The sequence below is a fragment of the Paenibacillus sp. FSL R10-2199 genome (genome assembly GCF_038000235.1).
Taxonomy (GTDB): Bacteria; Bacillota; Bacilli; order Paenibacillales; family Paenibacillaceae; genus Paenibacillus_AQ; species Paenibacillus_AQ phytohabitans.
The window spans coordinates 2,121,420-2,142,140 of record NZ_JBBOBO010000001.1 but is presented as its reverse complement, the minus strand read 5'-3'; the positions used below and the strand labels follow the sequence as shown (position 1 = coordinate 2,142,140).

14 protein-coding genes and 2 pseudogenes are annotated in these 20,721 nt (G+C 50.6%); 4 read left to right on the top strand and 12 right to left on the bottom strand.

All coding sequences use genetic code 11. The annotated features are described in order from the left end of the window. Window positions 1–83 precede the first annotated feature (83 nt). The 3 genes from NYE33_RS09525 to NYE33_RS09515 are packed head-to-tail and all read left to right on the top strand — an operon-like array spanning window position 84 to window position 1,810. Window positions 84–662, top strand: coding sequence for a TetR/AcrR family transcriptional regulator (locus NYE33_RS09525; protein ID WP_042139865.1), 579 nt, complete (start codon window positions 84–86; stop codon window positions 660–662). Window positions 663–665: 3 nt separating this feature from the next. Next, the gene (locus NYE33_RS09520) at window positions 666–1,169 is read left to right on the top strand and encodes a flavoprotein (protein ID WP_042139866.1); all 504 of its coding nucleotides are present in this window, start codon (window positions 666–668) and stop codon (window positions 1,167–1,169) included. Continuing rightward, window positions 1,166–1,810, top strand: a complete 645-nt coding sequence (locus NYE33_RS09515) for a hypothetical protein (RefSeq protein ID WP_042139868.1) — start codon at window positions 1,166–1,168, stop codon at window positions 1,808–1,810. Before NYE33_RS09520 ends, NYE33_RS09515 begins: the two co-directional genes overlap by 4 nt. 1,078 nt (window positions 1,811–2,888) lie before the next feature. Here the strand turns inward: NYE33_RS09515 and NYE33_RS09510 are convergent. From NYE33_RS09510 to NYE33_RS09465, 10 genes and pseudogenes are all read right to left on the bottom strand, one after another. Then, complete coding sequence (locus NYE33_RS09510) at window positions 2,889–4,232, bottom strand: glycoside hydrolase family 28 protein (protein ID WP_042139869.1); 1,344 nt, start codon at window positions 4,230–4,232, stop codon at window positions 2,889–2,891. 124 nt (window positions 4,233–4,356) lie between these two features. Next, entirely contained in the window at window positions 4,357–5,472 is a 1,116-nt protein-coding gene (locus NYE33_RS09505) for a glycoside hydrolase family 88/105 protein (protein WP_042139870.1), read from the bottom strand. 46 nt (window positions 5,473–5,518) lie between these two features. Next, window positions 5,519–6,394 carry a carbohydrate ABC transporter permease gene (locus tag NYE33_RS09500; RefSeq protein WP_039305372.1) on the bottom strand — a complete coding sequence of 292 codons (876 nt, stop codon included), beginning with the start codon at window positions 6,392–6,394 and terminating at the stop codon, window positions 5,519–5,521. A gap of 21 nt (window positions 6,395–6,415) precedes the next feature. Beyond that, entirely contained in the window at window positions 6,416–7,384 is a 969-nt protein-coding gene (locus tag NYE33_RS09495) for an ABC transporter permease (RefSeq protein ID WP_042139871.1), read from the bottom strand. A 117-nt stretch (window positions 7,385–7,501) separates the two neighbouring features. Further along, window positions 7,502–9,061 (bottom strand): extracellular solute-binding protein, encoded by a 1,560-nt coding sequence (locus tag NYE33_RS09490; RefSeq protein WP_340782545.1) that lies wholly within the window; start codon window positions 9,059–9,061, stop codon window positions 7,502–7,504. A 1,170-nt stretch (window positions 9,062–10,231) separates the two neighbouring features. Then, a pseudogene (locus NYE33_RS09485) lies at window positions 10,232–10,545 on the bottom strand (alcohol dehydrogenase catalytic domain-containing protein); the annotation flags it as partial. Between the two features lie 20 nt (window positions 10,546–10,565). Further along, a pseudogene (locus NYE33_RS09480) lies at window positions 10,566–10,901 on the bottom strand (ArsR/SmtB family transcription factor). A gap of 250 nt (window positions 10,902–11,151) precedes the next feature. Continuing rightward, the gene (locus tag NYE33_RS09475; RefSeq protein WP_341065561.1) at window positions 11,152–12,276 is read right to left on the bottom strand and encodes an Ig-like domain-containing protein; all 1,125 of its coding nucleotides are present in this window, start codon (window positions 12,274–12,276) and stop codon (window positions 11,152–11,154) included. Window positions 12,277–12,470: 194 nt separating this feature from the next. Further along, window positions 12,471–13,781 carry a transcriptional regulator gene (locus NYE33_RS09470; protein WP_341065559.1) on the bottom strand — a complete coding sequence of 437 codons (1,311 nt, stop codon included), beginning with the start codon at window positions 13,779–13,781 and terminating at the stop codon, window positions 12,471–12,473. Between the two features lie 121 nt (window positions 13,782–13,902). Then, entirely contained in the window at window positions 13,903–15,432 is a 1,530-nt protein-coding gene (locus NYE33_RS09465; RefSeq protein WP_341065558.1) for an extracellular solute-binding protein, read from the bottom strand. A 131-nt stretch (window positions 15,433–15,563) separates the two neighbouring features. On the opposite strand from NYE33_RS09465, the gene NYE33_RS09460 reads away from it, so the two are divergent. After that, window positions 15,564–17,957 carry a helix-turn-helix domain-containing protein gene (locus NYE33_RS09460; RefSeq protein ID WP_256704066.1) on the top strand — a complete coding sequence of 798 codons (2,394 nt, stop codon included), beginning with the start codon at window positions 15,564–15,566 and terminating at the stop codon, window positions 17,955–17,957. Here the strand turns inward: NYE33_RS09460 and NYE33_RS09455 are convergent. Next, a complete protein-coding gene (locus NYE33_RS09455) occupies window positions 17,932–18,699 on the bottom strand; it encodes a hypothetical protein (RefSeq protein WP_341065555.1) in 768 nt (255 codons plus the stop codon). The two genes, NYE33_RS09460 and NYE33_RS09455, sit on opposite strands and share 26 nt — an antisense overlap. Window positions 18,700–18,891: 192 nt before the next feature. Beyond that, entirely contained in the window at window positions 18,892–20,721 is a 1,830-nt protein-coding gene (locus tag NYE33_RS09450; RefSeq protein WP_171720171.1) for an APC family permease, read from the bottom strand.

Sequence of the window (20,721 nt, the reverse complement as noted above, 5' to 3'; positions counted from 1 at the left end):
TGATCTATGTATCTTACCGTTGTAAAGATTCAGTGCTACAATCTTTACAGTGTAAAGATAACGGAAAGGAAGGCTGCAGGAAAGTGACGGATAAACCCTACCACCACGGCAATTTACGGAGCCAGCTTATAGAAGCAGGCATTAAGCTCATTAACACAGACGGCATCAACAGCTTTTCCCTGCGCAAGGTCGCAGCCGAATGCAAAGTCAGCCACACCGCCCCCTACAGCCATTTTAAAAATATAGATGAGCTGGTATCCGCCATGGGTGAGCATGTCACAGAGCAATTTATGGAGTCCCTGCGTGCATCCGTTCAAGGACAGGAGGACCGCCAGGAAGCGATGTTCCAGCTGGGGCAGGCTTACATTGATTTTTTCATGGAGCATCCGCAATATTTCCAGTTTTTATTCTACCACTCAGGCTTAGTCATTGATTTAGACAACTATAATTCCGACAGTTATCCGCCATTCGTTCTATTCCGGACCACTGCCTATCAATTGTTCACAAGCATCGGACTGCCGGAAGCAGAGTTCTCCCGTCAGTTGATTTCACACTGGGCGATGGTGCACGGTATTGCTTCACTGCTTACCAATAACGGGGTGCGTTATTCGGGGAACTGGCGTGATTTGTTAGCGCTTGAATCTGTAGTTAAGGAGACATGAACCATGAGAACGATTGTGCACGATCTGCAGGAGCAGGAATTTGCAGGATGGGCAGAGGGCGGGCAAGGAGAGCTGACTGTTATCTCGGACAATGGTACCATCCGCCAGTGTATGGGCTGCTTCGGCTGCTGGACCCGGACGCCCGGCGCATGCGTGATACGGGATGGCTATAACCATCTGGGTGAGCTGTTCTCCAAAAGCGATGAACTGATTATCATCAGCAAATGTATGTACGGCAGCTACAGTCCCTTTGTCCTGAATGTGCTGAACCGGAGTATTTCCTACGTCCTCCCCTATTTTGTCACCAAGAATGGAGAAACCCATCACCGCAACCGGTATGATCACCAGTTCAATCTATCGGTTCATTTCTATGGGGATGACATCACCGAGGCTGAAAAAGACACAGCCCGAACGCTGGTCGCCGCGAACAGCCTGAATTTGTACTCTGCAGGAAACCATGTGTACTTCCATGACAGCCTGCACAGCATTAAGGAGGCGATCCAATGAACATCGCCATGATCAACGGCAGCCCCAAGCCCGTTAACAGTAACTCAGGTATATTGTTGAAGATGCTCGAGCCGCTTATCCGCACGGGGAATGAACTAACCTACTATAATCCGAACAAAAGACCGCTCACCCCTGCGCAATACAGCGAATTGTGCCGTATGGATGTACTGGTGATTGCCTTCCCGCTCTATGTAGATGCCATCCCTTCACACTTGTTCAGGCTGCTGGCAACCCTCGAGGAATACCTTAAATCCGAGCATGAGCAAGAAAAGGATATCTATGTCTATGCTATGATCAACAATGGTTTCTATGAGGGCAGTCAGAATCACATTGCTCTGGATATCCTTAAACACTGGTGCACACGGGCCGGAGTTCATTTCGGGCAGGCGCTGGGTCAAGGTGCCGGTGAAATGCTGGGCTCCCTGGAGAAGGTCCCTCCCGGCAAGGGTCCGCTTAAGAACCTGGGAAAAGCAATGCACAGCATGGCCGCTAATATCCAATCCAGAAGCGCAGATGAATCTATGCTGTTCAGCCCCAACTTCCCGCGCTTCGCCTGGAAATTCGCCGCAACCCACTCCTTTTGGAATGCCACCGCCAAGAAGAACGGCCTGAAGAGAAAAGATATACTCAGAAGGCTGTAAAATATACTGAACGCACGCCAGTACAGATATTGTTCGTAATGGTTGGTACGCCGGGCCTTGCGCCATACGTTCCGGGTCGCCGCCCGGCAGCAAAAGTTGCTATATAAGCTGAACTTAAGAATGACAGTTAGCCGATTAACGCCCCTGTGCCGAGCAGGGAATTCACAATAGAGCGGCGCAATAGAGCAGGTTAGATTCTTATGTTCACTCTATAACTCTAGCTGACGTCAGCATGCGGAGGCCGATGTAAATGAGGGTACTTTGACGTTAATCCGAATGCGACTGCGAATGCGACTGCGAACGCGGACACGGTTGCAGATACATCTGCCTATAAAAGTACAAATGTTGTACGTATTACAACTCGGATACATAAATACCGGGATATTTATAAGGATTGTTGTAGGAAATACAACAATCCTTATGCTAAACCACATGGAGTAGGGGAAATGTTGCCTTTTGTACAACAATTCCGGATTTAACCCGCTATCACGAGAGAATTGTTGTATTTCGTGCAAGATTTCAGCTAACTATATTGAACTTAAAAACTGACTGGGGATTACGCTGCACACTCCGGGTTACCGCCCGACAGCAAATGCGGATGTTAGCCTGTGTTGCAGACAGTTACGCCGCAAAGCTCCTCTAGAGTTAAGGAGTGAGTGCGGATGCACATTTCGGAATAGTTGTATTTCGTGCAGTTAAAAGACGGCGAAAGACCGGAAAAGCAGGAATAACTGTATTCTGTACAATTAAAATAGAGAAAAGTGTCTCTTTATAGCATAGGGGAGTTATATAAGTGTATAGAGTGCAATTAAACCTCCCCTCGCGCAATAATTGATCATTTTAGTTGTACAAAATACAGTTATATCGAACGATGGCCAGCCGATGGATGAATCCCTTAAGTGCAATTGGGCGAAAGCTTCCAGTGCAGCGGATGGTACAGCAGCGCTACAGTGATCAAACATACAACAAGAGCCCAGTCCCCTAACAGGACCAGGCTCTTCTGCATATAGTTTATTCACTAAGGTCAGAGGGTATCAACCGCTCTTCCCCCCATATTCCGCCCAATTGATGCCGGACTTCATTTCCCCGCCAGTTCCACCGTAACCTGCTCCACCAGCTTTTCCGGCTTCGCCGTGTTCCGCGACCGGCAGTTCAGAAACTCCACATCTTCCCCATTCTCAACGTAAAAGGCCGGTCCTTCGTGGTTCTCAATACTGACCTGCTGAAATTGCACATCGCGGACATTGCCCAGGTAGAATCCCCGGCGCTGCATATTCTCGATGCCTGTCATCATATCAGGATGGCCGGGCACTGCATCTTTCGCCATCGAAATATCAATATTAGTGAAAGTGATTTCCGATACATACTGCTCGGCAAGCCCGTACAGGAATCCTGCCGCTGCGTGAACATTGCGGGCAGTAATATTGGCATAATGAATCCGCCGGAACTGCGGGGTCTCCTCCGTTACCGGATATGGGTTCTTGTCCCAAACATACTTCTCCTTGCCCCGCGGCCCGCAGAAATAATACAGGTTAAGCGTGAAGGGACAGATCACATCCTCCATCACAATGTTGCTGACACGGATATCTTCAATGATCCCGCCGCGCCCTCTCCGCGATTTCATGCGGATGCCCCGGTCCGTCTGCTTGAACACACAATTGCTGATCGTCACGTTGCGGATATCGCCGCTCATCTCACTGCCCAGCACCACCGCTCCATGCCCGTGGACCATCACGCAGTTCGTAATCGTGATATTCTCGCAGGGAATCCGCTCCTTGGTGTCCTCGGTGCCTGCCTTAATGGCAATGCAGTCATCGCCCACATCGATATGGCAGTTGCTGATGCGGACATCACGGCAGGACTCAGGATTAATGCCATCCGTGTTCGGCGAATCTGCCGGATTCAGGATCGACAGATTATCGATCATCACATTGCTGCAGCCGATCGGATTCACGGTCCAGCTGGGAGAATTAATCAGCGTCAGATCCCGGAGGGTCACCCGGCTGCAATTATCCAGGCCGATCAATCTCGGGCGGGGATACTCCAGCTCTCCCGGGTGATTCCGGTGCTTCTCCCACCAGGGTGCACCGTTTCCATTAATCGTCCCGCTGCCTGTGATCGAGACGTTCACCAGTTCCGCCCCATAAATGCAGGCCGCGTGCACCTCCTGCTTCACTCCTTCCCACCGTGATACCACGACCGGGTAATCCGCCGGATCGGTACTGAAGGACAATACCGCTCCGGGACTTAGATGGAGCTCTATGTTGCTGCGCAAACGCACGGCACCTGTCAGGAAGGTGCCCGCCGGAACATACACCGTACCTCCGCCAGCCTGATGCGCCGCTTCAATCGCGTCCGCAATCGCTGCCGTTGCCGGAACCCCGCTATCCCGGAGCGCTCCGTAATCCGCAATATTAAACACTGCGCGCCTCCTTCTACTAATCCACTGCTGGTCCAGGCAGCCTCAAGCTTTGCTGCGCTTTCCGCCGGATACAGCCACTTCAAACTCCACTACGATTCTGCCGAACCGCCAGCCTCAGGCTCTGCTACACTTTGGCCGGGTACAACGCCTGCATCTCCACACAGGCCATCACCAGCGCCCCTACTCCGTGCAGGTCATTGCTGACCTTCGGGCGGGTTACATAGTTGCGGTAATCTCCCGCCGAGGTCCCGATGCAGATATCCGGCAGAATCAGCCGGTCCTGCTCATCCCATTCCAGCACCTGAATTAAGCCCTCGTAGCCTTTCCGTGCCGCCGCTGCCGCTGCAGCTTCAGCCTCCGCCGGTAGAATGCCCAGCTTCACCGCTTTGGCAATCGTGTAGACGAACAGGCAGGAGCCGGAGGTCTCCAGCCAGTTATCCGGCTCATTTCCCTTATCGACCACCTGATACCAGAGACCGCTCTGCGGGTCCTGATAGCGGATCAGCGCCTGCACGAAGCCGCTCAGCTCGGCGGCCAGCTCGGCCCGCCCCGGATCCTTCTCCGGCAGCTCATCCATGAACTGCGAGAGCGCCAGCCCGTACCAGCCGAGCGACCGGCTCCAGAACTCCGGCGAGCAGCCGGTTTGCGGATTCGCCCATGGCATACGGCGGCTCTCATCCCAGGCATGGTAGAGCAGGCCGGTAGCCTCGTCTTTCATATATTTGCGCATCAGCCGCTCCTGGTGCAGCACCGCTGCGCGCAAGTCTTCTTCCCCGTAAGCATTCGCGTACTTCAGGGAGAAGACCCCGGCCATATACAGCCCGTCGAGCCACATCTGATTCGCATATTTGTCCTTATGCCAATAGCCGCCTTCGGAGGTTCTGTTCAGCGTCCGCAGCAGATTCCTGAGCTTAGCCGCAGCCTCCCGGTACTTCAGCTTGCCGGTCCGTTCATGCAGCGTGAAGAGCAACAGCCCCGCTTGTACGGCATCCAGCTCATCCCGGGCAAAATAGAAATTGCCGTATTCATCTACCAGATCATCCACATACTGCTGGATGTATTCGATATAGCGGTCCTCTTGGACAGCCTCCCACAGCAGCTCCATCCCGCATAGAAACACGCCTTGGTGATAATGCCAGCGGTGCGCAGGCGGAAGCTCCCCCGCTTGATACGTATCCATCAAAGAATCACAGGCTTTTTGCGCCCATTCTAAAGGTGTTTGCGGCAGACTGCCTATCATTGTTATACCCCTTTCATATTTCAGAATACCCGGCCTGCCCTCAGCATCAGCCCTTCATCGAGCCCAGCATCGCGCCTTTGGCGAAATGCTTCTGCAGGAATGGATACACCATCAGAATCGGCAGCGTTGCTACCACAATTACAGCCATTTTGATCGTCTGATCCGGCGGCGGCACCGTGCCATCGAGCGTTGCACTGTGATCCATCCCGCTGGCCAGCACGACAATCTGTCTCAGCAGGACCTGAATCGGCCACTTGGCGCTGTTATCCAGATACAGAATGGCGCTCATATAAGTGTTCCAGTACGTCACCGCATAGAACAGGGAGATCGTGGCAATCGCCGGCAGCGATAAAGGCAATACGATCTTGAACAGAATGCCGAAGTCGTTGCAGCCGTCGATTTTGGCCGATTCCTCCAGTCCTTCAGGAATGTTCTGAAAGAAGTTCTTCAGGATAATCATATTGAAGGCACTGATCGCCGACGGGAGAATTAATGCTGAATACGAGTCAATCAGGCCCAGCTCTTTGACCACCAGGAACGTTGGAATCATTCCGCCGTGGAACAGCATCGTGAATACTACCAGGAAGTTAAATACCCGGCGTCCGTCCAGATCCCTGCGGGAGAGACCGTAAGCCATCAGCGACGTAATGAACATACTGAACAAAGTCCCTATAAGTGTTACCCCGATCGACACACCCAGGGCTCTGAAGATTGTATTCGTTGAGAAAATAAATTTGTAGGCCTCCAGACTCCACACTTTCGGAATCAGTACAAATTTGTTGGCCGCCAGCTCTGCGCTGGTTGTGAAGGACCCTGCTACTACATGGACAAAGGGAAGCACCGTTACCAGCGCGATGATGGCAAGCAGTGTAAAGTTGACAGCGGAGAATATTCTACCGCTAATCGTACGGTCTTCTACCATTTCAATTCCTCCTGCGGCATTTTAATATACGCCTTCTTCTCCTATTTTCTTGGATACCTTGTTGACGGTCACTACCATGATCAGACCCACGATCGACTTGAAGAAGCCGATGGCTGTACTATAGCTGAACTGCCCTTGCCGCAGTCCGGCGGTGTAGACATACGTATCGATAATTTCCGCAACTTCCCGGTTCATGGAATTGAGCAGCAGGTAGACATGTTCGAATCCAAGATCGAGTACGGAACCGATTTTCAGAATAAACAGGGTAATGATGACTCCGCGGATCGCCGGCAGTGTAATATGCCAGACTTGTCTGAGCCTTCCGGCTCCGTCCATACGCGAAGCTTCATAGAGCCCGGGATCGATCGCAGCGATGGAAGCCAGATAAATAATCGTACCCCAGCCCGCTTCCCGCCAGATGACCTGAATGATGTACATGGGTCTGAACCAGCCGGGACTCAGCAGGAAATTGATTTTGGAGAATCCGAAGTAGGCCAGCAGTTCGTTGATAATCCCCCCGTCCATCGTCACCATGACGAAGGAAATCGAGACGACGATAACCCAGGACATGAAGTGGGGCAGGTAGACCAGGGTCTGGAAGAATCTTTTGAAAAAAGTGCCTCTGAGTTCATTGAGCATCAGGGCGAGGATAATCGGAATCGGAAAATAAATCAGAATATTCATCCCGAACAGGATCAGGGTATTCCCCAGAATATTCAGGAAATCAGGTTCGGTAAACAGGCGGCTGAAATGCTTCATTCCAACCCACTCGCTCCCTGTAATCCCTTGGTAAGGCTTGTAATCCTGGAAGGAGATAATCAGTCCGTACATCGGCAAATATTTAAATACAATGAAATACAGCACTCCGGGGATCAGCATCACATAGAGTAATTTGTTTCTCCACAGCCGTTTTTTAAGCTCGCTGCTGCTCTTATAGCTCTTAGGCTTCGGTTCGGGAACTACACGGGGCTGGGCGGTAACTTCCTGCATGATTCTCTTCCTTTCTCTGTAAATTCTTCTATATTTGAAAAAAAGGCTGCCGAAGCGCTAACCCGGGGCAGCCTTCTTTCATGTGGTCAGCCCGCAGTCAAAGCTGCTGCGTTCTGCTTATTTTTTGTACACGGCATTGTATTCTTCGATGATTTGGGCCCCGCCCCGGCTCTTCCAGTTCTCGACTTCTTTCTCGAAACCGGCTTTATCGAGCTGGCCGTACATGTATTTATAAGTGGCATCTGTAATGATCTGCTGCAGTTCAACACCCTTGGAAGTGTAGGTTGACGAATCGAGCGCTGCCGTAGGATCGGCAACCCCTACCTTCACATTCTCCAGCACCAGCTCTTCTGCATGAATCCGGCCCGGCAGTACGTTAAGACTCTGGTACATGCCGTTCGTTTCGTATTCGCCGATTACGCTGTCTTTGAAGCCTTTGACTTCACGTTCAATCAGCTCTTTATTATCTGTTGCTTTGGCTTTGCCGTCTTCCACGGTATAGTGTGTACCTTCAATCCCCCAGTACATCAGGTTGGCCACTTCAGGGGTCATCATTTTGTCAAAGAAGGCCAGGATCTTCTTCAGCTCTGCTTCATCTTTAACCGCTGATTTCGGGAACAGCACTACGTTGTTATAGCCGGGAATCATCCACTGGGCGAACTTGCCGTCAGGTCCGGCCACCATACTGTGTGTGTCCAGCACGGCATCCGGCACGTTCTTGATCAAGTCCTTGTTCAGGGAATCGATATCCTGCATGGAACCGCCGATATACAGTCCTGCTTTACCGCTGGTGAACGTATTTACCGCATCCGTTTTACTGGTTGCTGCAAAGTCCTGATTCATGTATCCACCGTCACGCAGGTTTTTGAAGAAATCCATTGTGTCGAAGTACTGCGGGAAGGTAAATTCCGGAGCCAGCTGGCCGTCCTTTTCCGCCCAGTTGTTCGGTGTGCCGAACCAGGAAGAGACGGTTTTGAACGCCCCGTACACCAGCTCATTCCGGTCAACCACCCCGATCGTATCCTTTTTCCCGTTGCCGTCAGGGTCCTGCTCCGTGAAGGCTTTAGCCATTGCGAACAGTTCCTCGGTATTGGCTGGTGCTGCGAGTCCCAGCTTATCCGCCCAGTCCTTACGGTAGATAATCCCTTGGCGGGCCAGCGGACGGCCGATATACAGGGTATACAGCTTGCCGTCTACCTTGGTGTTATTGAGGATTTCCGGCTTCAGCTTGTTCAGGTTGGGGAATTCGCTGAGGAGCGGCCCGATCTCCCAGAACTGTCCGTCCTTGATCGCTTCCTTCATCTGCAGGAAGGTCGTCTGATTCTTCAGATACGTAACCTGCGGCAGTGAGCCCGTGGCGAAGGAGGAGTTCAGCTTCTCTTCATAGGTATCTGCCGGGAAAAACTGATAGGTCAGCTTCGTATTCGTCAATTTCTCCACTTCCGTCTTGATCGTGTCCGGTGGAGTATCTGTCGTGTTCAGTGGGAGCATGATTTTGATCTCTGTCGGCTTTTCCGGTTCTGCTGCCGGCTCTGTAGCCGCTGCCGTGTTGGTTCCGGTGCTTGCACCTGGATCTTTGGTTGCCGCCGCCTCATTATTGTTGTTGCCGCCGCATGCGGACAGCATGCTGAGTGTCAGCAGCGAGCTGAGGAGCAGGGTGAAGGATTTTTTCGTCATTCCTTTTTGACCTCCGTTTAACTTGTATTGGTTACAAGCCTCACATTACAGTCCACGGAGGATTACGAATACAATCATTTACTCATAAAGGCGCGCTGGGGCTGGGGGTGTGGGTTAATGATTATCGTGTGATTGAGGGGGATATACATTGGAAGGAGTGCAGTGGGCGCGGTGAAGCTGATGGGGCTGGGAGTATCACAGGGGCGGCAGGGGTGGGGAACGGCGGCGGGCGGGACTGCGTGAGCTTTGGACTTCCGGCCGCTGTTAGGTTTGGATTTCTTGATTCGGACCACTGCTTACGGTAGAAATCCAAACCTAAAGGCGGACGCTATCGCTCCTACAGTTCCAAACCTCCCTCCGTCCCTTTCTGCCGCTCCACGGGTGGGCCCTTTCAATGTATATCCCTGAAAGGGGGGCAAAGGGAATGCCCCACCGCTTCGCTCGCGGCGGAGCTGGGATTTGAGTGCTGAGGGTAGAACCTATGGAGCTGGGAATAGATCGGCAGGGCTGGGGAGCGGCGGGGCTTGATTAAGAACTGGAAATAGTGTGATAAGGTCGGGGAGGAAGGAGCGCCGGAGTTATGATTAGAGCGGCAGAGGGGAACAGGAGGGGAGCAGGAGGGGAGCAAATCCAATATTACTCAAAAATCCTGCACCAAATACAACATTTCCCTCAATAAATTGGCCGAATTTCAAAATTGTTGTACAGAATGCAGCATTTCTCCTCCAACTGGCGGCACAGCGGGGAAATTCTTGTATTTCGTACAACAATCCTTCGGATTACCCGGATATCTGTGAACCAAAGTTGTAATTTGTACAACAATTTTGCGGTTACACAGTGAACTTGACTGTAATTCGCGCGCTTACCACCCTTTTCACCCTCTTCAAGTAACGAATCTACGTCACACTCAATCAGCAACCCGAGAATTTCTTCGACTGGGGCAGTTGTACAGCGGCACAATGGGGCGATGAGAATGCCGTCTGCCGTTTGCTTGTTGGATTAGATTCTTCACGCGTTGTATAGTACAGAGTCGTAAACCATACGAGGATACGGTTAAATGGTATTTAATTTCATTTTCTTGGGGACGGGTATATGAAATATTATGTTGTAGATGCATTTGCGGAGAAACTATTCGAAGGTAAGGCTGCCGGGCATCACGCGATATCATCTATGAACAGAAATATACTCGGCGAAGGTGCCGATTCTGCTTTTTCCGGGCTGGCCGTAGATTTCATCACCTACCCTGAATTTCTTCACCTTATCCCCACCTGGATAACCACACCCGAGAAATCATTGCCCAAAATAAGCGGCATCTCATATTTCAATAACATCCGCACTTTACCATCCCGGATTTTGAAGTCGATCGGATTTATACTTGCCGCATGGATTTCCGCGAGCACCTCATGCTCACCCGCTTCAGACACTGGACGTTCGGCTAACACCAGCGGGGTTTGTCCGTATTTTTCGATAACCATTGCTTTCATGATGGAACCTCCGCTTTTGTCTAATAAAACCGTTCAATGAACTCATCGAGATGGTTTACCACATTTTTCAGCCTACCGAGGTTGATTCTGACATCCATAAAATAGTAATTCTTAGCCCCTTCCTCTCTAACCATATGATACCAGCCTCTCTTAGAATTCTAAGTTGATGGGACACCGCCGGACGCGACAGATGAGTCAGTTCCGTAATCTCGCCTACACGCAGGCCGTTCTTACAGGTAGTCTCCATAAGTGCTGTAATAATCGACTGGCGTGTATCATTCCCGATGGCCGGCAATATTTTCTGGCACATTTTGAAAATCTTCCTTGACTAACCGGACAGCTTGCTGCTTATCCATGTCACTCCCCCTCTCATCCCGCTCACCCGTTCAATAGAGTGAACCATTTGCTGATGAGTATGTCATACATGGATAAGCCCTGCAATATTGGGAAAGAAAATCAAGATCACGTGAAAATTTTTAGATAAAAACCAGCCAATTCAGCGGATTCCCTATGCAAATAGCGGCAGCCCAAGGATGTAATAAGGTCCTGGACTACCGCTATTTCGCGAATGCCTGTCGCTACAGATGCTTTTATATTCCTAACTCTTTAATTCTGGAAATGCGGATATTTCATCAAATCGTTCAAGAGGATGCCTGAAGCGTCCTTGAGTGCATCAACAGGGGATTGGAGGTTATCGTTCAAGACGGTTTTCCAAGCCTTGTACAATTCTGTCCGGGTAGCATCATAGGCAAAGAATCCTGAGAACTGGGATTTCTCCGCATCCGGGAGTTGTCCATAAATGAGTATGACACTATTAATCATATCCGGGTTCTTTCCGGCCACCGGGATTAAAGAAGCAGCAATATTGGTCCGCGTCTTGCTATCCGTCTCCTTGAAATTAGCGTTGATCAGAATCGAGAGCGCTTCTGAGTTCCCTTCAAACGTGCTAATCAGATAAGCGAGGCTGTATCTCAGATCCGCATCTGCTGAAGACATCAGCAAATTACCGAAAGCTTTCAGCGCTTTATCCGTCTTGAAGGATTTGAGTATCTCCAATGCTGCTGTCTGCGAAGCTTTGTCTGAATCGGCTTTGGAGAACATGGCCGCAATGTCTTTGATATTGCCCTCAAGGTTATGGGCGGCGAAATCCTGCACCATACTTGCTGACCACGTTGGAGCTGCCTTTATAACCAGTGACTGTAAGCCCGCTAACAATTGCTGGCGGTCGATATTCATCAGCTTATCGCGTTGAGCGGCTTCATCCGCTGTCAGCTTGGCATAATCCTTCTTATATAAGGTCTGCAAGCCCTTGCGGATGTCGGTATCCAGCAGCACCATATCTTTGTAAACAACGGGTTTAGCCGATACATTAGCCGTACTGCCACTCTTGGCCGCTGCTGCTACTTGAATAACAATGCTTGCTTTGCCGCTGTACCCTTTCTGGGAGACCGTAGCAGTAACCGTCGCCTTGCCGGGTGCGATTCCAGTTACCACACCGGCAGCAGTGACCGATGCAATCTTTGCATTGCTGCTGGTAAAGAGATAGGCCACTTTGGCTGATGATTTCAGCTTTGTGGTCAGATCAGTTTTTGCCCCTGTGATCAACGAAATCGAGACTTCCGTGAATTTAGGATTTGCCGGTTTGACTGGCGCGGCATGTGCTGTACCTGCTACCAGATTAATAAGGACAATTAAGATTAATGGTAGAGCAAACAAGCGATGTTTCGACATTATAACTACTCCCTTGGTCAATTATGGTAAATTAGTTATAAGTATACCACGCATGACCCCTTTACCCTCTATGACAAAGGATATATACAGTTAAGCCCCGCCGCAGGCTTCTGTGTGGGACTGGAATGGGCATGAAGAAGGACTTTGGAACTGTTGCCCCTTCGGCAGCTACGGTCTTTTTGTTCACCCCTTTATCATCCCGCACTGCTACCGGATTGTTTGAGGATCTTGGTCAATGCGCCGAGAATCTTATACTTTTCATCATTTATCCCCTGATACTTCTTAACCGATTTAGAGAGAAATTCCAAGCCGCTGTCATATTCCCCTTTAACCAGAAAATAATTGGCCAATTCCAGCAACAGATTCGCCTGCCGGTCCAACACTAATTTCCGGGAATATCTCCCCTGGACCAGATCATTAACACTCTCTTCGATTTCCTGCTTAAACTGCTGCAAGGTATCGTCAACATTAAGGTTATATTTATTGGCAGCCTTCAGGATATATAATAATCCGGTAAGTCTTTCCTCCCGTTGCGAGTCGATATAGGCAGCATATTGCCCAATTACCGTAGAGTCCCCGCTCAGCAGCCTGGTTAAACAAACATTAGCTTTGGACCACTCCATAAACAGGTTCTTCCAATGCTCTACCTCAACTCCCTGCTCCTTTACCCAACTTAGATCTGCATATGCATGGGTGTAGGCCAAGGCCTGCTCATAATCACCAAGCTCATCACACACATTAGCACGAAGCAGGTTACTGTACGCTATATAGAAAAACAAGGGTCTCCCGGGATGTTTGATGCGCTCGGAGGTTCTCCGTTGGAGGCGGTCCTTCATATCATATTGAATTCTGGCCTTATGGCCCATTTTGGCGGCAAATTCATCGACCTTGTCCCAGCGCTGCAAGGAACGGTATGTATTGGCAAGCTCTTTGAGTGCATCCAGCTGGTCCACTTCATCCAACCGTTCAACGAAGGGCTCGAACCGGTTAGCTATCCGCAGGTTCTTGTCTTGATCATCACTGATTGAAATCATAAATAACCTATACTGGCATAGCGCCAGCCGTTCGGAATGCTGGAAGCGTTCGCCTTCGGCAACAATCTCATAGATTGCGGCGGCTGCCTCCATTTTCCCGGCAGTGAACAGTTCCTCCGCCGTATCAAACAACAGGGGAGCGTACATCAGGTTGTCCATAATATGGCGGGCGATTCTCTGAATGCTTTCCAGCTTGTCCAGATCTGCACAGCGGAGCAGCAGCGGGCCAATTCTGCGCCAGTCTGAAGAACCTTCGATAATATAATTATCGATATACAAGTCATAGAAGAAGCCTTCCTCCCGCCCCATCGCCCGGGTGATCCGGTCAAGCTGCTGCATCGCAATGGGCCGGTGCCCATGAACGATATTACTGAGTGTCCCGGAATGAAGCTGGGAATGCCTGGCGAATTGGGTTATCGTCAAAGCTTCTCTTTTCAAGTAATCTTCCAGTTCTGATAATATCGTGTTCATTGCCCTCAATTCATAACCACCTTTCTAACCATATTTGCGATAACTGATAATACCTTATTCTTTATACAAAATATACCAGTTAGAATTAGGGTGGACAAGCTTAAATATGTACTTTTACCAATTATTCCTCACTAGCCCGCGCCTTCGCCTCCGCCTCCGTATATTCCTGGATGATCATACTGCCGCCGCTGGTCTGCCACTTCTCGACCTCTCCGGCGAATCCGTCCGCATCGATATTGCCCAGAATATAATTGTAGGTAGCATCTACTATAATGGCCGACAGCTCGGCGTTCTTCTCATCATAGGTAGCGGAGGTTAAACGTACTGCCGGGTCATCGACCAGGAACTGCTCATTATCCTGGCTCAGCTGGTCGGCAAGGGCCGTCAGCTGCTCCTTCTGCGCGACCTCCATAATGTTCTTGTTACCGATATCGGCAATCATCAGGGAATAGAGCGGATTCACCTCGAATACGCGCAGCTGGGAGGTTTCCTCTGGAAGGATCACCTTCCCCTCCCCATCGAGCTGATAATGCCGGCCCTCGAAGCCGTACACCATCAGGTTGGCTACATCCTTATCCATCGTACGGTCAAAGAACCCGAGCACCTGCTTCAGTTCCTGCTCTGTGGCAATGGCCTTTTTGGAGAAAAGATACAGGCCGTTGTACTTGGGAATCGACCATACCTTGTACCCGTCCGGCCCCTTAATCCGGTTAATCAGGGTAAGCTCCGCCTGGGGATTAATTGCCTTGGCCTCAATCGAGAGCCGCTGCACGTCTGTCATGCTCCCGATGAATATCCCTGCCGTCCCGCGGATGAACTTATCCCGCTGCACATCCTTGCTCGTCAGGGCGAAATCCTGATTGATAATCCCCTCGTTATATAATTTGCGCATGAAATTCATCGTGTCCATGTATTCAGAGGTGGCGAATTCGGGAATAAACCGGTTGTTCTCAATCTTCCAGTTATTCGGCGTGCCGAAATAAGAGCTTAACGTCTTAAATACCCCGTACACCAGGTCATTGCGGTCTACCAGTCCGAGGGTATCGGCTTTGCCGTTCCCGTCCGGATCATTATAGGTGAACTGCCTCATCACCTCGTACAGCTCATCCAGTGTCCCCGGCGGACTCAGGTGCAGATGCTCCAGCCAGTCCTTACGGATAATAATTCCCTGCCTGGAAGCGGGTCTTTCCGTATAGAGGCCATAAATCCCCCCGTCCACCGTGGTCTGCTTAAGGATAGAAGCATCCAGCTGGCGCAGATTCGGGAACTCCTCCAAGTACGGGCCAATCTCCCAAAAAGCGTCGGAACGGATCATGTTCTTGACCGGATTATAATCGGTGAATTTCACAAATGTAACTTTGCCGAGGGCACCGGTGGTCAGCGCCGTATTCATTTTGTCCGTGTACACGCCCTCCGGCACCCAGGTAATATTCAGCTGCGTCCCGGTCAATCTCTCAATCTCGGCGATAAGATTCTTGGAAGGGGTCTGCGGGAAATGCAGCGGCGCAAGAATTGAGATGGACGGCTTCTCTCCGGCAGTATCTGAAAGGGAAGATTGCCCCTCACTGCAGGCACTTAATAAACCGAACGAGAGTAGTAGAATAGAGCAGCATATAAGAGTCACCTGCCTGCCTGCCAATCCTTTGAACATTTCATAACCTCCTAAAATCGAAATATTTATATACAATAAGGCCCTATTTATTGAATAATTTAGCATGTGTAGTGATTATTAGAGAAAATGATTATTGCGGCACCAGATGATTATTGTTATTATCCTTCGTGATGCATACACTTAAAGCAGTGATTACGACTACTCATACAAAGGTGCTGAATCTAGTGAAATCCTTAAGCTTTCTAAGTAAATTAACGATGTTCGCGTTTGCAATCAGCATCCTGCCGGTGCTGTTCATTGGTTCTTTCTCTTATTTCACATCCTCCAAGGAAATTCAAAAAAATGTTAACGAAAGCAAAATGGAACTTATTTTACAAATTACCTCAAATGTAGAACATAAGCTTACCACTGTCAACCAGACCTTGAACCAGGTAGTGAACTCTTCTGTGCTGAAAAAAGCGCTCAATAATCCGCTAAATGTAACCGATTTCATTTTATATAATGACATAAGAAACGAAATCCGCAACATGCAATCTTTCGATACGAAGCTGGAGGATGTCATTCTATTAAATCAGCGGCAGAACTGGATGATCAAGAATTCCGGGCTCTACCGCCTGAATGAATACCAGAATTACGAGCAGCTCACGAACCTGATGAATATTCAAGGCACATCGTCCTGGGTGCTGAATCCCTCCTCCCTGTTCTACAGCGAAGAGAGTATTAACGTTACCGGGTGCAATTACAGCATCAGCCTGATTAAGAAGCTCCCGACCACCAAGCTCCAGAAATACGGGCTCGCTATGGCCAATATTCCCGCCTGCAGTCTCCAGGACTTCATCAACTCCGATGTGCAGCCGCTGGACAGCATTATTATGCTGGACGAATCCGGACGGATTCTGCTCCATCCTGACCGTACCCTGATCGGCCAGCCCGCCGAAGCAGGGGGATTCACGGGCTTCCAGCGGATTGCCGCAGCAGCCGAGCCCTCAGGGCAATTCAAGACCGAAATCAACAAAGAAGATTATTCCATAACCTATATGCGCTCCCAGCTCAACGGCTGGATCTACCTGTCGGTAACTTCCATTGAGAGTCTGACCCGCGAATCCGGCAAAATCGGCACCTATACGGTATTTGTCTGTACGTTCATGCTGCTGCTGTCTGTGCTGCTGGCGTGGCTGGGCTCCCGGCGTATGTACACTCCGATCGAACGGCTGCTTAATCAGATGGGGCAACGCCGCCCAAGCCTGCGGGCCAGGCATACGGATGAATTCCAGCTCATCGGCGAGCAGGTGCATTCCCTGTTCCAATCCAAATCCCAGCTGGAGAAAGAGGTCAGCCAGCACATCGGGCAGGTGCGGACCTTCTTCCTGATTCAGGCCTTTCAGGGCAATCTGAGGAAACGTGAGCTGCTGGAGGAACTGGAGCAATACGGGTACCGCAAGCAGGTGGAGGAATGGAAGACGATGGCTGTCATTACGCTGAGCATCGACTTCTCCGAGGAGAACAGCTATGAGAAAAAGGATCTCAATCTGCTGTTATTTGCGGCGCATAATATGATTGAGGAATTGGTATCGGCGGATAACAGGCTGACCCCTGTGATGATGGGGCATGCCCTGGCGACCGTAATTGGCAGCAGTGACGGCAATACGGAATCTTTTCACCGTACGCTCTATGCCTTGACGGAGAAGCTGCAGCAGGAGATTAATAATTACCTGAAGCTGCAGGTCAGCATCGGGCTTAGTCTGCCGTTCCACTCTTTTGATAAAATGTCCATTGCCTACAGGGAAGGCCTGGAAGCCTTGAAGCACCGGATCACGCTCGGCAAAGGCATCATCATCCAGTACGAGAACATTAACTCCGGCAAGCATTATCTCAATCTGAACTACCCTACCCATACCGAAAATGACCTGATGGATGCCATCAAGCTGGCTGACAGCGACAAAGCGAAGGAACTGCTGCATAAGCTTTTCAAGTGTATTTTTGCGCTGGGGCTCTCACCGCAGGAATACCAGATTCCGCTGACACGGCTGCTGAACAATACGCTCATTATGATGCAGGAATCGGGGATTACGCTGAATCAGATCTATCATGCCAATGGTTCATTGTTCGAAGAGCTGACCGATCTGCATATTGTTGCGGAGATTGAAGACTGGTTCTGGACCATCGTCATCCAGCCGGTCATCGTCATCTTCCACAGCAGGCAGAATGCCCAGTATCATAACATCTCCGAGAAGCTGATCGACATCGTCCAGCATGAGTATGACAAGGATCTGACGCTGGAGGAATGTGCTTCCCGGCTGCATTATAACGCCAACTATATCAGCAGTGTGTTCCGTAAGGAGACCCAGTATTACTTCAGTGACTACCTTACAATGTACCGCTTCAAAATGGCCAAGAAATGGCTGGAGGAAACCGATATGCCGGTGAAGGATATCGCCTCACGCCTCAGATACAACAACTCGCAGAACTTCATCCGCTCGTTCCGCAAGCAGGAAGGGATGACCCCCGGCCAGTACCGCGACAACTTCAGCTCGAAGCCTAAGGCTGTGCCCGATGATTATTAAGCGCAGGGTCCTCAGGCGCGGATTTGAGCTTGCGTGATTTTCTTGACCGGATAAAGAACGTTATAAGTACGGCCAGAATCAGCAGGAGGCCGCCGCCAGCGATGGCAATATTCCTGATATCCGGCACGTATACAGCCAGACGCAGGGGCTCGGAATCCGCAAGTGAAATATGCCAGGTTAAGGTATTGCCGTCTTGTTCCGCCGCATTATTAGGCCCGTACAGATCATAGGGAATCGTTAATTTGAAATCCACGGAGAAGGTCCCCATCAGCAGCCGCACAAGGGATTTAGGTACGCTTAAGCTGCCGATGCCATCAATAATTTCATCCGAATAAGCGTTCAGCTTAGGCTGGGCCACTACATCGTAACGGGTATACAGCCATCTGTCTGTCTGCCCGACCTCCGCCTCCACAATATCAAGGCTGCTGCCGCTGGACTGCAGCTCCTCGATCGAAGCATAGGATTTCCGAAACTGATATTCTGTAGATTTTCCGCTTGCCGTTTTGTTCAGCTCAATCCCTGCGGCCGCAAGCCGCGTGGTCAGGAGCTCCTCTATTTTACCGCTGACCAGCTTCTCCGCCCGGGAATCCAGCAGCAGGCTGAAGGCCAGATCGAGAGAACCGTTCTTCTTCACCGTCATATGGGCCGTTCCCTGCGCGCAGCCCGTGAGCAGCAGCACAAGCATCATCATCATTAGCACTGTCTTAACTTTGAATCCGTTCAAGCCTCGTACTTTCAACAACTGTCCCTCCATCCGCTGCCTGTTGCTATTGCTTAACCGAACCTGCCCGAGGCGAATCTCCTATCATCCGGAAGGTCACAGTTTAGCTTACCATTTGCTCCTGTTGGGAGAAAAGCAAGATTAGCCTCAAGCTTATAAAACCCCCAGCCACCGGTTATCCGTGGCTGGGGGCTTTTTGCGTGCATCACGCAGTTATTTTTTCAAATGATAAGGCACAGTAGTAATAATTACATTTCTGCGGTACAGCAGATGCGCGCGGATCAGCAGGCTGGATTGGTTATGCAGGATGTTATGCCAGCCTTTCTTCGGAATGAATTGCGGAACGATTACAGTAACCTGATAATTCGATTCGCTTGCTTTGCGCTGGACGGTATCGATGAACTTCGTCAGCGGATGAATGATGCTGCGGTATGGCGAATACAGCGTCACCAGCCGCACCTCGGGATGGAATTTCTTCCACTTCTCTTCGAATATGGCGTCATCCTCCCGCTCAAACGGAATGTGGACCGCAATAATCTGTTCGGCACCCAGCGACTTGGCATACCGCAGGGAGTTCTCCACTACATGCGTAATTCCGGCCACCGGCAGAATAATGATATTCCCTTCGATCGCCAGCGGCGGTTCGCCGCAGGTGGTGATCCGCAGCTGATCCGCCACCGATTCATAATGCTTGTGGATGCGGTAGAAGAACAGGATAATCAGCGGCAGGAAGACCAGCACCGGCCAGATTTGCGGGAATTTGGTCAGGAAGAACATAATGGTTACGATGAAGCTGATGAGCGCTCCGATCGTATTGATGATCAGCTTGGGCAGCCAGCCCTCCGGCTTATGCCGGATCCATTTGACCATCATCCCGGTCTGCGAGAGCGTGAACGGAATAAATACCCCTACCGCATACAGCGGAATCAGATGCTCAGTCCGTCCCTCGAAGGCAATGATCAGAATGATCGACAGGATACCGAGGCTGAGAATCCCGTTAGAATAACCCAGCCGGTCGCCGCGGACCGTGAACATCCGGGGAATGAATTTATCCTTGGCCAGATTCACCGCCAGCAGCGGAAACGCGGAATATCCGGTATTGGCGGCCAGAACCAGAATCAGTGCCGTGGTCCCCTGAACGAAGAAATACATGAAGTTCCGGCCGAAGACCTGCTCGGCAATATCGGAAACCACCGTGACCTCTTCACGCGGGGCAATCCCGTAATAATAAGCCAGGAAGACAATCCCTGAGAATAACAGCGCCAGCAATATCCCCATCGCAGCAAGTGTCTTGGCTGCATTGTTTGGTGCCGGAGCCCTGAAGTTCGGTATGGCGTTCGATATGGCCTCTACCCCTGTCAGCGCCGAGCTCCCGGAAGAGAATGCCCGGAGCAGCAGGAACAAGCTCACTCCAGCCACCGGTGTACCCAGTGAGGTATGCAGCTCGGCAGGCACATTGCCGGTCACAATGTTGAACAAGCCAAGACCGATCATGATAAACATGGCAAGGACGAACAGATAGACCGGATAGGCCAGGAAGGACGCCGATTCGGTGACCCCCCGCAAATTCAGTGTCGTAATCAGAAGGACGAAGATGATGGCAATAATCACATTATAAGGATGAAGACTAGGGAAAGCTGAAGTGATGGCATCTGTTCCGGCCGATACACTTACCGCCACGGTCAATATATAGTCCACGAGCAGTGAGCCTCCGGCCACGAGACCCGGATACTTGCCCAGGTTCTCTTTGGATACCACATAGGCGCCGCCACCTTGGGGATAAGCAAAAATAATCTGCCTGTAGGAAAGTATCAGCGCCAGCAGCAGCACGAGTACCCCTACAGCGATAGGAATGGAATACCAGAAGGCTGCTGCACTAATCGTAATCAGCACCAGCAGAATCTGCTCTGGACCGTAAGCAACCGAAGACAAGGCATCCGAGGATAGAATGGCAAGAGCTTTGGTTTTGTTTAATTTCTGTTCGCCCAGTTGATCCGACTTCAGCGGCCGTCCAATCAGGAATCTTTTTACCGAAGACATCAT

Coding starts and splice junctions, on each gene's coding strand:
- NYE33_RS09520 (WP_042139866.1), top strand. CDS start 666: ATGAGAACGATTGTGCACGATCTGCAGGAGCAGGAATTTGCAGGATGG.
- NYE33_RS09515 (WP_042139868.1), top strand. CDS start 1,166: ATGAACATCGCCATGATCAACGGCAGCCCCAAGCCCGTTAACAGTAAC.
- NYE33_RS09505 (WP_042139870.1), bottom strand. CDS start 5,472: ATGATAGGCAGTCTGCCGCAAACACCTTTAGAATGGGCGCAAAAAGCC.
- NYE33_RS09500 (WP_039305372.1), bottom strand. CDS start 6,394: ATGGTAGAAGACCGTACGATTAGCGGTAGAATATTCTCCGCTGTCAAC.
- NYE33_RS09495 (WP_042139871.1), bottom strand. CDS start 7,384: ATGCAGGAAGTTACCGCCCAGCCCCGTGTAGTTCCCGAACCGAAGCCT.
- NYE33_RS09490 (WP_340782545.1), bottom strand. CDS start 9,061: ATGACGAAAAAATCCTTCACCCTGCTCCTCAGCTCGCTGCTGACACTC.
- NYE33_RS09475 (WP_341065561.1), bottom strand. CDS start 12,276: ATGTCGAAACATCGCTTGTTTGCTCTACCATTAATCTTAATTGTCCTT.
- NYE33_RS09470 (WP_341065559.1), bottom strand. CDS start 13,781: ATGAACACGATATTATCAGAACTGGAAGATTACTTGAAAAGAGAAGCT.
- NYE33_RS09465 (WP_341065558.1), bottom strand. CDS start 15,432: ATGTTCAAAGGATTGGCAGGCAGGCAGGTGACTCTTATATGCTGCTCT.
- NYE33_RS09460 (WP_256704066.1), top strand. CDS start 15,564: ATGCATACACTTAAAGCAGTGATTACGACTACTCATACAAAGGTGCTG.
- NYE33_RS09450 (WP_171720171.1), bottom strand. CDS start 20,721: ATGATGTCTTCGGTAAAAAGATTCCTGATTGGACGGCCGCTGAAGTCG.